This window comes from Faecalibacillus sp. (assembly GCF_047023275.1).
In the GTDB taxonomy this organism is placed as follows: domain Bacteria; phylum Bacillota_I; class Bacilli_A; order Erysipelotrichales; family Coprobacillaceae; genus Faecalibacillus.
Window position 1 is genome coordinate 21,484 of the sequence record NZ_JBKYAR010000013.1, and the last position, 16,601, is coordinate 38,084.

General features: G+C 28.6%; 15 protein-coding genes, 3 tRNA genes and 1 other annotated feature. Of the genes, 4 read left to right on the forward strand and 14 right to left on the reverse strand.

The window, feature by feature from the left end; all coding sequences use genetic code 11:
• Window positions 1-26 precede the first annotated feature (26 nt).
• From alaS to ACLVEP_RS05890, 5 genes are all read right to left on the reverse strand, one after another.
• Entirely contained in the window at window positions 27-2,633 is a 2,607-nt protein-coding gene (alaS, locus tag ACLVEP_RS05870) for an alanine--tRNA ligase (RefSeq protein WP_412583506.1), read from the reverse strand.
• Window positions 2,634-2,673: 40 nt separating this feature from the next.
• Window positions 2,674-2,868 (reverse strand) — a binding site (T-box leader).
• A 186-nt stretch (window positions 2,869-3,054) separates the two neighbouring features.
• A complete protein-coding gene (locus ACLVEP_RS05875) occupies window positions 3,055-5,304 on the reverse strand; it encodes an ATP-dependent RecD-like DNA helicase (RefSeq protein WP_412583508.1) in 2,250 nt (749 codons plus the stop codon).
• Window positions 5,304-6,437, reverse strand: coding sequence for a tRNA 2-thiouridine(34) synthase MnmA (mnmA, locus tag ACLVEP_RS05880; protein WP_412583509.1), 1,134 nt, complete (start codon window positions 6,435-6,437; stop codon window positions 5,304-5,306). The genes ACLVEP_RS05875 and mnmA overlap by 1 nt, the downstream gene beginning before the upstream one ends.
• A gap of 91 nt (window positions 6,438-6,528) precedes the next feature.
• Entirely contained in the window at window positions 6,529-7,446 is a 918-nt protein-coding gene (locus ACLVEP_RS05885; protein ID WP_318001018.1) for an ROK family protein, read from the reverse strand.
• A 48-nt stretch (window positions 7,447-7,494) separates the two neighbouring features.
• Complete coding sequence (locus ACLVEP_RS05890) at window positions 7,495-8,475, reverse strand: RluA family pseudouridine synthase (RefSeq protein ID WP_412583511.1); 981 nt, start codon at window positions 8,473-8,475, stop codon at window positions 7,495-7,497.
• Between the two features lie 253 nt (window positions 8,476-8,728).
• Between ACLVEP_RS05890 and ACLVEP_RS05895 the strand changes: the two genes are divergently transcribed.
• The gene (locus ACLVEP_RS05895; RefSeq protein WP_412583513.1) at window positions 8,729-9,262 is read left to right on the forward strand and encodes an NUDIX hydrolase; all 534 of its coding nucleotides are present in this window, start codon (window positions 8,729-8,731) and stop codon (window positions 9,260-9,262) included.
• Window positions 9,263-9,293: 31 nt separating this feature from the next.
• Here ACLVEP_RS05895 and ACLVEP_RS05900 read toward each other — a convergent pair.
• From ACLVEP_RS05900 to ACLVEP_RS05920, 5 genes are all read right to left on the reverse strand, one after another.
• Window positions 9,294-9,370 (reverse strand) — tRNA-Asp (locus ACLVEP_RS05900).
• Between the two features lie 8 nt (window positions 9,371-9,378).
• Window positions 9,379-9,469: transfer RNA gene (locus ACLVEP_RS05905), tRNA-Ser, on the reverse strand.
• Between the two features lie 76 nt (window positions 9,470-9,545).
• The gene (locus tag ACLVEP_RS05910) at window positions 9,546-11,018 is read right to left on the reverse strand and encodes an HAD hydrolase-like protein (RefSeq protein ID WP_412583515.1); all 1,473 of its coding nucleotides are present in this window, start codon (window positions 11,016-11,018) and stop codon (window positions 9,546-9,548) included.
• Window positions 11,019-11,217: 199 nt separating this feature from the next.
• Window positions 11,218-11,293: transfer RNA gene (locus tag ACLVEP_RS05915), tRNA-Lys, on the reverse strand.
• A 58-nt stretch (window positions 11,294-11,351) separates the two neighbouring features.
• Complete coding sequence (locus tag ACLVEP_RS05920) at window positions 11,352-11,609, reverse strand: hypothetical protein (RefSeq protein WP_412583517.1); 258 nt, start codon at window positions 11,607-11,609, stop codon at window positions 11,352-11,354.
• Between the two features lie 99 nt (window positions 11,610-11,708).
• On the opposite strand from ACLVEP_RS05920, the gene ACLVEP_RS05925 reads away from it, so the two are divergent.
• Both ACLVEP_RS05925 and ACLVEP_RS05930 read left to right on the forward strand, forming a co-directional pair.
• Window positions 11,709-11,906, forward strand: a complete 198-nt coding sequence (locus tag ACLVEP_RS05925; RefSeq protein ID WP_318001058.1) for a helix-turn-helix domain-containing protein — start codon at window positions 11,709-11,711, stop codon at window positions 11,904-11,906.
• Window positions 11,907-11,981: 75 nt separating this feature from the next.
• Entirely contained in the window at window positions 11,982-12,698 is a 717-nt protein-coding gene (locus tag ACLVEP_RS05930; RefSeq protein WP_412583519.1) for an N-acetylmuramoyl-L-alanine amidase, read from the forward strand.
• A gap of 20 nt (window positions 12,699-12,718) precedes the next feature.
• Here the strand turns inward: ACLVEP_RS05930 and ACLVEP_RS05935 are convergent, their stop codons facing one another.
• Genes ACLVEP_RS05935 through ACLVEP_RS05945 form a run of 3 tightly spaced genes read right to left on the reverse strand, consistent with a single transcriptional unit; the run spans window position 12,719 to window position 14,734 of the window.
• The gene (locus ACLVEP_RS05935; RefSeq protein ID WP_412583521.1) at window positions 12,719-13,450 is read right to left on the reverse strand and encodes a CPBP family intramembrane glutamic endopeptidase; all 732 of its coding nucleotides are present in this window, start codon (window positions 13,448-13,450) and stop codon (window positions 12,719-12,721) included.
• A gap of 17 nt (window positions 13,451-13,467) precedes the next feature.
• The gene (locus ACLVEP_RS05940) at window positions 13,468-14,346 is read right to left on the reverse strand and encodes a DUF975 family protein (protein WP_412583523.1); all 879 of its coding nucleotides are present in this window, start codon (window positions 14,344-14,346) and stop codon (window positions 13,468-13,470) included.
• A 52-nt stretch (window positions 14,347-14,398) separates the two neighbouring features.
• Window positions 14,399-14,734, reverse strand: a complete 336-nt coding sequence (locus tag ACLVEP_RS05945; RefSeq protein ID WP_412583525.1) for a type II toxin-antitoxin system PemK/MazF family toxin — start codon at window positions 14,732-14,734, stop codon at window positions 14,399-14,401.
• Window positions 14,735-14,849: 115 nt separating this feature from the next.
• Between ACLVEP_RS05945 and ACLVEP_RS05950 the strand changes: the two genes are divergently transcribed.
• Entirely contained in the window at window positions 14,850-15,500 is a 651-nt protein-coding gene (locus ACLVEP_RS05950; protein ID WP_412583527.1) for an HAD family hydrolase, read from the forward strand.
• On the opposite strand, the gene ACLVEP_RS05955 is transcribed toward ACLVEP_RS05950, so the two are convergent.
• Window positions 15,501-16,601: a CDP-glycerol glycerophosphotransferase family protein gene (locus tag ACLVEP_RS05955; RefSeq protein WP_412583528.1), complete on the reverse strand. Its 1,101-nt coding sequence runs from the start codon at window positions 16,599-16,601 to the stop codon at window positions 15,501-15,503. It lies immediately after the preceding gene.

Here is a 16,601-nt window from a genome sequence, read left to right on the forward strand (position 1 = left end):
TATTATACCTTATACCCCGTATTAAATTACAAAATATTTTTTAAAGCAGCTTTGATTTTAGAAATATTATCGTTGATTGCACATCCACCTTGAGCAAAGTCAGGTTTTCCACCACCACGACCATCTACAACTTCATTGATTGCTTTAATGATATTTCCTGCTTTATATTGACCAATTAAATCTTTTGATACAGAAACAAAGTATGAACATTTTTCTTCATATCTAGAAACTAAAACAACAATACCACTTTCTAATTGATCTCTAAAGTCAAATGTTAATTGTTTAGCCTTAGCATTTTCTAATTGTTCTTCAACATATAATACTTTAACACCATTGATTTCTTCAACATCATTTGCTTTTGATGCAGCTTGAATCGCATTTAATTTAGCTGATAATTGTTCAACTTCTGCTTTTGCTTCTTTTAAATCTTCTTTTAATGCTTCTACTTTGTTTACAACATCTTTTCTATTTTTAAGATTTAATGTTGCAGCAATTGTATCTACTGTTTCTTTTTCATGAACCATTGCATTATAAGCAGCTAAACCACTTTGTGCCACAATACGTCTAATTCCACTACCTACAGATTCTTCACTAACGATTTTAAATAAACCAATTTCAGAACTGTTTGAAACATGACAACCACCACATAATTCAATAGAGTAATCTCCAATGTTGACAACACGAACAACATCTCCGTATTTTTCATCAAATAAAGCCATTGCTCCTGATGCTAAAGCTTCTTCTTTTGTCATATTTTTAATAACAACTGGACGTCCTTCAAAAACAATTTGATTTACTTTTTCTTCAATTTCTTTTAATAATTCAACAGAAATTTTTTCAAAATGCGTAAAGTCAAATCTTAAAACTTTATCATCAACATAAGAACCTGCTTGGCTGATATGATCACCTAAAGTTTCTTGTAAAGCTTTTTGTAAAATATGTGTTGCACTATGGTTTGCTGTGATTTGACGACGTTTTTGTTGATCAACTGTTAAAGTAAAAGTATCTCCTAAATGAATAGATCCTTCTTGTACTTCCACAAAATGCATATGTTGTTTATTTGGCGCATTTAATGTATTAACAACATTTGCATGTGTTGTATCGTTATCTAATGAACCAGTATCACCACATTGTCCACCCATTTCTGCATAAAATGGAGTTGTATCAAAGATAACTTCTCCTTTATCAGTGATTTCATCAGTTTTAACACCATCTTTAAATAAACCAATAACTTTTCCTTGAATTGGTGTAGGATCATAAACAAATGTAGAAGGTTCAACAAAAGCCATTAAATCAGGTTTTTGACTTGCCATTGATTCATTGTTATCACGTGATGCACGAGATCTTTCTTGTTGAATTTTTAATTCTTCTTTAAATTCTTCTTCATTAACTGTTAAATTTGATTCTTCAGCAATTTCTAATGTTAATTCAAATGGGAAACCATATGTATCATAAAGTTTGAAAGCATCTTTTCCACTGATTTCTCCATTTTCATTTTTATCAATTAATGATTTTAATAATTTTTCACCATTTAATAATGTCTTATGGAAAGCTTCTTCTTCTTTTTTAACCATTGTTGAAATAAAATCTTGTTTTTCTGGTAAATAATCATAGAAGTCTTTCATCATATCACAAACTAATGGTACTAAGTCATACATAAATGCTTTTTCAATACCAATTTGTTTACCATAACGAATAGCACGTCTTAAAATACGTCTTAAAACATATCCTCTACCAGCATTATCGAACATTGCTCCATCAGCTAAGGCAAAAGTAACTGTACGAATGTGGTCAGCAATAACACGGTAAGCCATTTTGTTTTCTTCATAAGAAACATTTGCTAACTTTTCAGTAGCATGAATAATTGGTAAGAATAAATCAGTATCAAAGTTTGTTTCTCCACCTTGAATAATACTTACTAATCTTTCAAGTCCCATACCAGTATCAATATTTTTTTGTGGAAGTTCTTTATATTCTTTACGATCAATAGCTGGATTACAATCATATTGAGAGAAAACAACGTTCCATACTTCAATATAACGATCATTTTCCATTTCTTCGAAGAATAATTTTTCTCCTAAACCTTCAGGATCATATTTTTCTCCACGGTCATAGAAAATTTCTGAGTCAGGACCACCTGGACCTTCTCCAATTTCCCAGAAGTTTTCATATGTTTTTAAAATATGACTTGGATCTACATGACATACTTCTGTCCAAATACGGTAAGCATCTTCATCATCTGTATAAACAGTAACATATAATTTTTCTTTATCAAAACCAATCCATTCTGGACTTGTTAAAAATTCCCATGCAAATGGAATTGCTTCTTCTTTAAAATAATCTCCAATTGAGAAGTTACCTAGCATTTCAAAGAATGTATGATGTCTTGCTGTTTTACCAACATTTTCAATATCGTTTGTACGAATTGATTTTTGTGCATTCGCAATACGATTACATGCTGGTTTTTCACTACCATCAAAATATTTTTTTAGTGCAGCAACCCCTGCATTGATCCATAATAAAGTTGGATCGTTATGAGGAATAAGTGATGCACCTGGTTCGATCATATGTCCTTTAGATTTGAAATAATCCAAGAACATTTGTCTTACTTGATTTCCTGTTAATTGTTTCATTTCTTTTCTCCTTTTTTGACAATATAAAAAGTCGTCCTTATCTAGGAACGACTTTATCGCGGTACCATCCTAGTTCATGTAAAAATACATGCCCTTAATTAAACTTTAACGCAGTTATACGGTAATCATTAATTACTCTCCAAAGTAGCTTTCCTATATATCCTATAAACATTTTCACCCACCATGTTCTCTCTAAAATACTCTATATAGTACTGATCTTTTTCAACGATTTATTTGCATTATACACGAAATACAAAAGTATTTCAATATCTTACATTTTTTCTTTAATTGTTTCCATAACATGGCAACCACATTCAGTTTCACTAAATAGAAGTGCTAATGATGTAAGAGTTAATGCCATAATAATATTATTGCGTTTCATTTTATCACCTCTATTTGAGTATGTCTTTATTTTACAAAATTATACAGTTTCATCATCATTTAAAAAATCTGTAATATTTTGTTTAAGTTCTTGATCAAATGAAGATTCTTCATATGTTTCTACATCCTTATTTTGATTGATTTTACTTGCTAGCGTTGTTTTTCTTTTACTATCAGAAACATTTTTTATGCCATAAAGAAAAGCTTGCGGATTACCTAAAATAAATAATGCTTGTTTAGCTCTTGTAAGACCTGTATAAATCAAATTTCTTTTAAGCATGATATGATAATCATTTAAAATTGGCATAATAACAATTTTAAACTCATTTCCTTGTGCTTTATGAATAGACATACAATAAGCTAATGTAAAAGTTAAAAAATCTTTTGATGTATATTCAACTAAATTACCATCATAATCAACAATAAGTGTATCTTCTAAATATTCAAAACCATCTTTACGATTAATTTCAACTAAAACACCAATATCACCATTATAAATATCATCACCTGGTCTATTTTTTAATTGTAAGATCTTATCTCCTTCTCGATAAACTTTCTGTCCAATACGATATTCTTCTTGATGACTCTTAGGATTAAAAATTTCCTGTAAAGCCAAATTTAAAGCATTGATTCCTGCAACACCTTGATAAATTGGTGCTAAAACTTGTATATCATTTTGATCATAGCCATTTTCTATTGCTTTTTTTACAATTGTTGTCACATTTTTAATAATCTCAAAATTGGTACTATTATAAAAATGAATATCTTTATATTGTTCAAACAATGATAAATCATTCACTTCTTGATGAATCAATTGATGGGCCAATTGAACAATTCCTGAATCTTTTGATTGACGATAAATCTCATCCAATTCAATAACTTTTAACTGACTTTCAATAAAATCTTTTAAAACATTTCCTGGCGCTACTGAAGGAAGTTGATGATAATCACCAATAAATAACACTTTATGAACACGTCTGCTTGCATCAAATAATTTAGATAAAAGTAAACTATCAACCATCGAAAACTCATCAATAATTAAAACTTGACTACTTAAAGGATTATTTCGATTCATCGCAAATGAGTTTTTGTGTAAATCCCATTTAAGTTCTCGATGAATCGTACAAGCATCCAAACCTGTTAATTCACTTAATCTTTTCGCTGCTCTTCCTGTAGGTGCTACAAGAGAAATCGCATCTTCTGGATAAAGTGTTCGATAGATTTGAATCAGCGCTTTAACAACCGTTGTTTTCCCAGTTCCTGGTCCTCCTGTTAAAATCATCATTGGATATTTTAAAAAGTATTCTATCGCTTCTTTTTGTTTTGTTGAATAGATAATACCAAATTTATCCTGGTAGTTATTAAGCAATCTTTCCAACTCATTTTCATCATAAAATTCTTCTGGATAATCATTTATTTTTTGTAAAAAATGAGCAATGATTTCTTCACTTTCATAAAGCTCTTCATCATAATAATATTCTCCTTCTTTGATGACTCTTCCTTCTTCTACTAAAGTATTGAGATATTCATCAAAAACCTCATCATCAATATGATAAATAATTTTATGAAAAGCTCTTTTTATTTCATCATAAAGTACGTATGTACTTCCTGATGAAAAACAACTTTGTTTAATACTATAAATAACTCCTGCTTTTAAACGATCAGGATTATCTAAAGTTCCTCCTGTTTTTAAAGCAAGTTCATCTGCTGTTTTAAAACCAATCCCATCAATATCTTCTACTAATTGATATGGATGATTTTGTAAGATTTCTAATGTTTTTTCTTTATAAGTTTCTTGAATAATACCAATATGTCTTAAAGAAATACCATGTCCCATAAAAAATTGTGTGACTTCTTGATCATAATCATTAGAAGTCAATACTTCATAAATAAGTTCTCTTTTAGCAACAGTCATTCCTTTAACTAAATCTAAATGATGCTTATCCTCCTTAATTAAAGAAAGTGCATTTTCTCCTAAGGCATCAACTATATATTTAGCTTGTGTAGGACCAATTCCTTTAAATAATGGACTTGATAAATATTTAATGATTTCTTCTTCATCTGTACTCAATACAATTTCATAATGATCTAATTTAAATTGTTGACCATATTTAGGATGAATTTCAAAATCACCATAAAAAGCATATTTATCATAATCATTAAAATTTGACATATAGCCATTCATTGTCAAAAGTTCTTGGTCTTCTTCTACCTCTAATAACGCGACTATATAATGAGAAGATTCGCTATAATAGCGAATCTTTCTAATATATCCTGTATATTTTAACATTATAGATATTCAATCTCTTTTCCGTCTTTATAGACTTTTTCAATCGTTCCTCCACCTAAGCAAACATCTCCATCATAAAAAACAGCTGCTTGTCCAGGAGTCACTGATTTAACAGGTTGATCAAACTCTAATTTTACTGTATTTTCATCAATAAATGTTAAAGTTACTGGATTATCTTTTTGACGATATCTAAACTTTGTATTACATTTAATCGCTTCTTGTGGTTTAACACTTGGTATCCAGTTAACATCTGTAATTAAAGCTCCTGTAGACATCAACCAATCATTTTGATCTCCTTGGCAAATATATAAAATATTTTGATCATAGTTTTTACCAACGACAAACCAAGCATCACCTGAACCACCAATACCTAGCCCTTTTCTTTGACCAATGGTATAATACATGATTCCAATATGATCACCAATCACTTTACCAGTTTGAATATCAACCATCTTTCCAGGTTTTGCTGGAATATAATTTTGTAAGAATTGTTTAAAGTCTCTTTCTCCAATAAAACAAATTCCTGTACTATCTTTTTTATGAGCTACCGGTAAACCTAATTCTTCAGCAATTTTTCTAACTTCTTGTTTTGTAATATTTCCTAAAGGAAATAAAGAAGCTTGTAATTGTTTTTGATTAAGTTGACATAAAAAATATGTTTGATCTTTATTTTGATCAATTCCTTTTAACATCACTGAATCATTACCTTCATGATGTTCAACACGCGCATAATGTCCTGTTGCAATAAAATCTGCATTAAGTTCTTCAGCATATTCTAAAAATGCTTTAAATTTAATATGTTTGTTACATAAAATATCTGGATTTGGTGTTCTTCCTTTAGCATATTCATCAATAAAATACGTAAAAACCTTATCCCAATACTCTTTAATAAAATCGACTCTTCTAATTTCTATTCCAAGATGTTTAGCTACTGCTTTAGCATCGTTATAATCTTGTTCTTGAGGACAAATATCGTTATCATTTGTGGGATTACCTAAAATATCATTATTTAATTGGCTATCCCAGTTTCGCATAAATACGCCAATAACTTCATATCCTTGTTGTTTAAGCAAATAAGCTGCTACAGCAGAGTCAACACCTCCACTTAATCCTAAAACGACTCTTTTTTTCATAATCGTCCTCCTTCTCGTGTATTATATCAAAAACAAAATCAAAGTAAAACAATAAGACACAATAATAGCCCCTTAAAGGGGCTATTTCTTATTAACCTAATTGAGACATTGGCAACATTGCAGCACCGATTGCTCCACAATCATCAATTTCTTTAAATAATAGAGGGATATGATTTCTCATACCTACATGAATTTTACTGTTAAATCTTTTTTCAAGTTCATCCCAGAAATAAGCTTTAGATTTGAAAACTCCTCCACCTAATACGAAACAATGTGGGTCTACAGTATGAGCAACATTAGCAAGTAAAGTAGAGAAACCATCAATAAATTCTTCAGCAATTTTTTGACATGCTTCGTCTCCTTCAGCAGCTAATTTGAAAACATCACCTGCATGTTTTACTAAATCACCTTTAGCTTCTTTACCTTTTCTTGTAAGAGCTGTACCAGAAATTTCCCCTTCAACAGCACCTGGATTTAAAGCACCTTGTTTATAACCACCTGGTACAAGAATCATGTTTCCAATTTCTCCTGCATGTCCTCTACCACCTGATACTAATTTTTTATCAACAACAAAAGCTCCACCAACACCTGTTGAACAAGTAATAAAATAATTTGTTTTATAGTCTTTTCCTGCACCTAATACAGCTTCTGCTAAACCAGCAACATTGGCATCATTATCAATAAAAGTTGGTAATCCAAATTTTTCTTTTAGTTTGTGACAAATTGGATAATTTTCAAATCCTGGTAAGTTACTTGCCATAATCATAATACCAAGTTCTGTATCTACTGGTCCTGGAGCGCCAATTCCAATTCCTTCAACTCCTTGTAAACCACCGCATACAGATGTATCTAATGCTTCAATTTGTTTTATTATTTTGTCGCATACATAATCTGGTCCATTTTCACATTCTGTAGGTCCTTTAACTTCACTATAAGATTCACCATTTTCATCTACTAATAGGGTTCTTACATTTGTTCCACCTAAATCGATACCGATATAATATTTCATTCTATTTCCTCCTAAAATTATAATTAAATTATACAATAAAATATGTATTTAGAGAACGCCTTCAAATAAACTTTTTTCAATTTTTTGAAATTGCGCAGGTTTAGGACAAATAATCTCTTTTCCTCTTAAATAACTAAGTGAACCAAATGGATCAACAAAAGTAATTTTATAAGCATGTAAAAGTTGATTATTTAAACCAAATTGTTGTTTCATTTGTTTATTTAAAGCAAAATCACCATATTTACGATCACCTATAACAGGATGATCAATACTTGATAAATGTATTCTTATTTGATGCATCCTTCCTGTAATAATTTTAACTTCAACTAAGGAAAAATCATTTGTAGATCTTATTGGCTTTACAATCGTTTTCATCATTAGAGCATCTTTATCATCTTTTTTAACAAAGCGAACACGATCTTCATTATCTATCTTTTTAACATAACCTACGAGTTCTTGTTGTTTAGTAAGCTTTCCTTTACAAATCGTCATATAAGACTTTTCAATATGATGTCTTTTTTTCATCATCTCATTTAAATCTTGTAAAGCTGCCAATGTTTTACCAAAAATAACAATTCCACTTGTATTACGATCCAAACGATGTACTGGTCCTGGAGTAAATGTACTTTCTCTGCCTACATCTAATTCTCCTTTTTCTTTTAAATAACTTAAAACCTGATGAGAAAGTGTATTTACATTTTCTTTAGCATCCCCATGAACTAATAACCCTACTGGTTTATCAACAATTAAAATATTTTGATCTTCATATAATACTTTAAATTCTCTTTTTAAATCATAAATATCTTTTTCTTTTGTAAATTCATTAAATTTATCATCATAAAGAAACATTTCTAAAATATCATCTTTTTGTAGAATATATTTTTCATTTACTTTTTTTCCATTAATTTTAATATCTTTTTTTCTAAACATTTTATATATAAAATTACTAGGTGCATTACATAATAATTTTTTTAAATATTTATCGATTCTTTGATTTGCATCATTTTCTTTGATTACTATTTTTTTCATTTCTATCACCTATGTCATTATAACATAGTCTTAGCTAAAGTTAGCATTTATTTTTATGAAACCCTTTACATTTAAAATAAACATGTTATAATATACTTGTTAAGTGAAATGCATTCACTCTAACATACCCCCTATTATCATCCTTACGTAAATAATAGATGAAAAAAAGTATGCACCCCCGCATACTTTTTTTATTTTATTCATTTCAAAATAACGTATAATAGAATTATAAAATATAAAAGAGGTAAAAAAGATGGAAAAAAAAGTAAAAAGTGAAATAATCTACGATGGTAAAATCATCAAAGTCTATAAAGATCAAGTTGAATGCCCTAACAAAAGACTCGCAACAAGAGAAATCGTAAGACATCATGGCGGTGTAGGTATTTTAGCAGTCGTTGATGATTGTATCTTGCTTGTTAAACAATTTAGATATGCCTACAACAAAGATACTTTAGAAATCCCTGCCGGTAAATTAGAATTAGGTGAAGAAGCTGGACCTGCTGGTAAAAGAGAATTAGAAGAAGAAACAAGTTATAGCTGTAAATCTATGGAACTTATTAATGAAATTTATCCAACAACAGGTTATTGTGATGAAGTTATTCATTTATATCAAGCAAAAGATCTATTCAAAGTTGAAAATCCCCTTGAAGGAGACGAAGATGAATTTATTGACGTTATCTCTATGCCAATAGATGAAGCCTATAAAAAAATCATGAATAATGAAATCCATGATTCTAAAACTATCATTGCTATTATGAAAGCATATAATGATAAACATATAAAATAAAAACTGCTTATTCAGCAGTTTATTTTTTATTTGGCGGTCTGGACGGGACTCGAACCCGCGACCTCCGCCGTGACAGGGCGGCATTCTAACCAACTGAACTACCAGACCAAATAAAATGGCGGAGACAGAGGGATTTGAACCCTCGCGCCAGTTTCCCGACCTACACCCTTAGCAGGGGCGCCTCTTCAGCCTCTTGAGTATGTCTCCATCACATCAGTGCCCATTTATAATAACACCTAATTTCATATTTGTAAATAGTTTTTTGAAAAAAAAGACTAATTTTTTAGTCTTTTTTAAAAACATGAATTATTTTTCTTATAAAAGTAATGAGAATGAAATTTGAAATGATTGCCAGCAAAGCAATGACAGCCATTGATGAAAGCATATGATTTTGATAAACAAGCATTCTATATGATGGTATTATACTTATTAAAATATGTAAAACATTGAATAATACTCCAAATATAAAATTTATTATATCCACATATCCATTTATAATAATATTAATTGCTTTTCCAACTATAGAAGAATCTCCCGAAAAAAGTATTTGCAAAATCAAAGCTAAAAAGACAATAATAACCGCTATTAAAAGATTATATACAACATCAATAATTTTATTTAACCAATGATCTTGATCATCTTGAATTTCATCTTCCTCTTGGACTTGTTCTTGCTTTTCTTTATTTTCTTCATCAATTGCATTCCCATTGATAATATCCATAAGTTCGCTCATTCTTTGAGGATTTATTGAAGAGGTTTTTGAAAATAAAAATGTATCTTCTAAATCTGTTTTTGATTCTTGGTTTGTTTCTTTTACAATTTGATCATCAAATTTATCTTGCGTTTCTTGAACAAGTTCTTCATCTTCTTCATCATCAAATGAAAATCTTTTTTGTTTTTCTAATTCATCTATTAAAAACTTTTTAGATAAAATTTCATTAAAATAATCATAAGTTCTATTAACTAAAGCAATTAATTGCTCATCATCCTTATATTTATCCAATAATTCGTTTCTTGTACGTGATAATGTTTCCAAATCCATTTGCGCATTCATTCCTAATAAAGGTGAAAATAATTCTACAGAATCATATTTTGAAAACAAAAACATGTTCATAATATCTAATGGATTTTTCGTCACTTTAAATACGCTTGCTTTAATTTTATCACTAGCAGGTACTAAATCAGGCATATAAATAACATTTGCCAATAATTTGTTAGCAGCTTCAACCATTGATTCAAAATTAGCAACAACCATGACATGCTGAAAATCAACATTCATTTGTTGACAAGTCACTTCTAGAACTTCCTCATCAGGTAATGGTTTAAGATTTGAGTCTCCACCAATCAAAAAATCTATTTTTTCATAAATTTTAGCCAATTGCAAATATTGAATTGCTCTTTTTGTTTTATGAGTTGTATAAACTGCAATTTTGATATTTTTTTGCTTACAATACTGTATTAACTCATCAACACCTTCTCTTTTTATAGCAGGTTTCAACTTGACATATTCAAATAAGTCTTTTTCTACCATTCTATTAAAATCTTCAGAAGAAATATAATCAGACAATAATGAATGATCATACATGGTATTCATATTCCCTAACATCTTTGAAAAATCTTCACGAGTAGCAACTTTATGATATGTTTCACATGTACTTCGATAATAATTATATCTTAATCTGTTGAGGTCTAACAATCCACCATCTAATGTAAAAATAATCAATTTTATATTTTCACATGTTTGACTATAAAACATAAAATCACCCTCCCTTTTGTAATTATAGCATATATTTTAATAAATATATGCTAAAAAAATGTAGAACTTTCATGTAGAATTATATTTTTAACTATTACTTCACCCTATATAAAACATTATTCTAATAACTTTCCTAAAATAAGCTATAAAAAAAGCTTAAACTTCTAGTAAAATCTAGTGTTTAAGCTATTTTATTAATTGGTCTCCCCGCACGGTCTCGAACCGTGGACCCTCTGATTAAGAGTCAGATGCTCTACCAACTGAGCTACGGAGAGATAACAATGATATTTTAATACAATTTATTTTCAAAATCAAGAAAAAATAGATAATTTCTTAAAAATCTATTGAAATATAAAAACGATTATCTTCTTTATAAACTGTAATGACTTCTTGATCATAAAAGCATTTTATATTCATCAAATTACAAAACCAATCCTTATCTTTATTATACTGAAAAAGAATATTTTGTTTTGTATCAACAATAATAAAATCATAAAAGCTGAAATGTTGTAATAAATTTCTTAAAGTTATTTTTTCATCAAAAGCATCCGTTGATATTTCTCCGACCCCTTTTAAAGTATATAATGCCATCTTTATCACCTAGACATTATTATACGTTATTGTGTTTATATTCACAATATTTTTATAAAAATAAATCTATATAATTATAAATATAAGGAGGACATAACAATGATTGATTACTCACCGTTATGGCAAACAATGAAAGAAAAGAAGATTTCTCAATATGTTCTTCTACAAAATGGTATTGATCATAAAACTTTACACAGATTAAAAAATAATAGCAATATTACTGCTCTCACACTTGAGAAATTATGTTTGATTCTTGACTGCCAACCTAATGATGTTATTTCTTTTGTACAAAAATAGTTTTTTAGACTATTTTTTTATTTTACCCATATTTTCTACTATATGAACCATACAAATAATATGAGGGGGTGAATTATGCAAATCATTAAAAAAAATTATCATTGGGCTTCACCACTTTCCATTAGAAAAAAAACAAATAGAATTATCCTTCATCATGCACAAGCAAAAACATGTAGCGTAGAAGATATCCATCAATGGCATTTAAAAAGAGGATGGAGTGGTATTGGATATCATTTTTTCATAAAAAAAGATGGGACAATCTATCAAGGAAGGCCTGAAAACACCATTGGAGCTCACGCCAAAGGAGCAAATAGTGATTCTATTGGAATATGTGCCGAAGGGAATTTTATGCAAGAGAAAATGAATGCATTACAATTAAATGCTTTTATTGACTTAGTTTCATATCTTAAGAAAAAGTATTCTATCACTGATATAAAAAGGCATAAAGATGTAAATGCAACAAATTGTCCAGGCACTTATTTTCCTTTTTCAACGATTATTACTTCAAATCATATTGTTCAAGAAGACACATGGTTACAACGTCTAAATAAAGAAATAAAACGACAAGGCTTTAGTTTTTATCCAACAGTTAAGAAAAAAGCCCGCGGAGAAATTACAAAACTTATTCAAGAACGCCTTAATTTTGTAGGATTCAATTTAAAAATAGATGGTATATTTGGTTCTAATACTGAAAAAGCAGTTAAAAAATTTCAAAAAAATAGAAATTTAAAAAATGATGGTATTGTCGGTAAAAAAACATGGGCCTATCTTATAAAAGGTATAAAAGTATAAAAAAACTCCTATACGGAGTTTTACATAAAAACTAATAAAACAATCGCCACCAAATTATTGATCATATGCATTAAAATTGGTACACATATTGTTTTCTTTTTCTCATAGGCATAAGAGAATGCAAATCCCATTCCACCATATGAAAGCAAATAAATGAGTTGTGTCAAATCCCCAGCAAATAAAGCTGAATAAATGTGTAAAAAACCAAACAAAAATGAACTTGCAAAAATAGCTAACCATTTATTTCTATCTCTAAGGCTTCTAAAAACAAGACCTCTAAATAATAATTCTTCCAAAATAGGCGCCAATATAACAGATTGAAAAGCCATTAATAAAACACCATTATTTAAATAATTTTCAAATAAAAGTTGATTAGCAGAATCATTAGATCCTCCACCCAAAACAAAATTAATAATCAAATTAGCTGCAATTGAAATTCCATAAATCATTGCAACACCAATTGTAATAGAATAAACAAAATTATCCATTAAGTTTTCTTTAAATCTTTTTATATTATCAATTAAAAAATCTTTTAAAAGCCATACAACCAAAATAAAACTTGCTAGCGAACAAACTAAATTTAAATAAATTCCTAAAACTGTTGTATCTCTTGTAATATTTGTATATTTTAATAAAAGATAAATTCCAAAATTAGCAAACCTTGGTATGACATACAAATATAATGGAAACAAAAGAATAAACCCTATTGCTTTTTGCTTTCCATTAATTCTTCCAGCAAAACTTTCATTCATCATAAACATCCCTTCAACTATAGCTGTTCCACAATATTCTTATCTTCATAGTCTAATTCTTCATAGAAAACAGCTAAACATGTATTAAGTTTAACCCCATAAAAATAAGTACTAAAAAAAGTAGAAATAACACCCGTAAAAAATGTCGCTAAAAAATCAATTGGCAGAATCGTTTCTACAAACATCGCAATAACACCAGATGTTAATCCAGCTAAAATCATCCAACCAAAAAATGAAAATTCTAATTTAAATAAAGTCCATTTATTTCCATTCATTAATCGACTAGATTCTTTTAATGCCTTTAATCCTGTATAATTATATTTTTGTAAAACATAATTAAATAGTCCAAATCTTAATGATAAATAAACAGCTACAATTGCTATTACGATAACAAGTATAAATCCAAATGAAAACATATCAGATAATGAAGCTACAATATTTACTAAATCACCTTGAGCAATCGTTGATTTATCGACATACATTAAAATAAGTTGTGATAAACTTTTAAATTGAGCGTCTGTCATTGTTGTATACATCAAAACCATTCCAATAACAGCAATTATAATTCCTGCAAAAGCAATTATAACATTATATAAAAAATATGTTGGAAATAGATTTCCAAATTGTTTAATACCTACCAAAGTGTCTTCTTTTTCATCAACTGACTGACCATTGTTATTAACAACTTTCAAAGAAGCCACAACTACTCCATGTCCTAAAGTCATTGTAAGAATACTTAACATTAAACTTATAATAGTACCTAAAATTCCATTAAATATTCCTGATAAAGCCGAAAATAAAGCTTGGATAATCCCAATGTATAAAATCACCTTAAACAGTTGATTTGGTTGTCTTAAAACCTCATTTGCTTTATTTTTGATATCATATATATTCATATCTTTCACCATCCTATAAAGGCATTATAGCAAATATTATATTTGATGAAAACTATTTTAAACCCAAACTTGTTTTAATAGCTTCATTCACTTTCTTCATAAAGTAATCATTTAAAGAGCCTAATTTTTCATGAAATCTTATTTTATCAATCGTACGAATTTGTTCTAGCAAAATAACCGATTTCTTTTCTAATGAATCACAGCGAATAACAACATGTGTCGGAATAGGATTTTTTGTTAGTTTAGAAGATATTGGTGCAATAATAACCGTTGTAGAAAACTTATTACCCTTATTATTTTGTAACACTAAAACCGGTCTTATGCCTCCTTGTTCACTTCCGACAACTGGTGAAAGATCTGCATAATAAATATCTCCCCTATTAATCATAAAATAACCTCCTATTGCATTTTATGATTCGTTTTTCATAATATGATAATTGCTTTTTTAATATATTTATTTATGCTATGATATAACACGAATAATAAAAAGAGGAGATACTAAAATGATTAAAGCAATTATTTTTGATATGGATGGTTTAATGATTGATAGCGAAAGAGTGACTTTTGAATGTTATCAAGAAAGATTAAAAGATATGAATTTAACAATGGATGAAGAATTTTATAAAACATTATTAGGTAAACCTATTAAAGGAATTTATCAAAGATTTTATGATGTTTATGGAAATGATTTTCCTATTGAAACAGTAATTCAAGATGTTCATCAATTAATGGCTGAACGTTTCGAAAAAGAAGGTGTACCTGTTAAAAAAGGACTTGTTGAATTATTACATTATTTAAAAGAAAATAATTACAAAACAATCGTTGCCACTTCAAGTAACAGAGATCGTGTAGATAAAATCTTAGCACAAGCTAAAATCACTGAATTTTTTGATGATTCTATTTGTGGAGATGAAGTTTCTAAAGGAAAACCAAATCCTGAAGTTTTCTTAAAATCATGTCAAAAACTTGGTGTTAATGTGGACGAAGCTATTGTTTTAGAAGATAGTGAAGCCGGAATTCAAGCAAGCTATGATGCAAACATCAAAGTCATCTGCATTCCTGATATGAAATACCCAGAAAAGCAATATGAAGATAAAACATTTAAAATTCTAAAAGATTTAACTGAAGTTACAGCTTATTTAAAAAGTCTCTAATTAAAGAGACTTTTTTAGTATATCATAAATTAAATCAACAACACGTTTTGTATTTTTACCATCTTGATATTCAAAAAACATATTTTTAAAAGCTTCTAAATCTCCAACTTCCTTCTTTTGAATCCCTTGAATCAACTCGTTTATAGTTTTACAAATTTTTCCTGGAAATAAGTCAGTATTTACATAACATCCAACATCTTTTAAATAATCATTTAAATCTGGAACATAAAAATACATTGGTTTATTCAAAATAGAATAATCAAAAACAATTGACGAAAAGTCAGAAATCAACATATCACTTAAAGCAAACAATTCATGTGTATCTTCATTAAACATATCAATAATACGAGGATGCTGTGGAAGACAAACATTTTTTAATAATGGATGCAATTTATAAATAAGATACGTATTTTCATCAAAAGAATTTATTAACTTTTCACCATCAAATGGAAGCATTGTAAAACCTTGGTAAATATTTCCCCTAAAAGTAGGAGCGTATAAAATAATTTTTTTATTCTTCAACATTGGATACTTAGCTAACAATTTATTTTTAGATACTTTTAAATAATTATCATCAAATAAACAATCTACCCTTGGCATACCAGTAACAACAACGTTTTCTTCTTTAACAGAAAAGGCCTCACCATATGGCTTTTTCCAATAAGAACTATTTGCTATCACATAATCATAATTTTTAATTGGATATTTCCTAGCAAGTGCATTCCCAAATTTTTTTATTGCACCACAAGCATGCCATACTTGTATCACATTGACACCTTCTCTTTTAAAAGTAGAAACAACATAATTATTATCTCTTATAATAACCACTTTTGATGTATTAATTACAAAAAGCTGTTGAATACAATTAAGCATATATAAAAAGTTTTGTTTTATTCCTTGTTGATCATACTCAATAACAACTTTTTTGAGATTTAATTGTTTATCTTGTTTTAAAACATCATAAATCAATTTCATATCAGAATCTAAATATTTAGATTCCAAAGAAACAAAGGCAACTTGATTTTCTTTTATTTTAAATCTCTTAACAAAAATATTCAAAAATCCCAAAATAATATTTAATATTAATTTTTGTAATCCCAT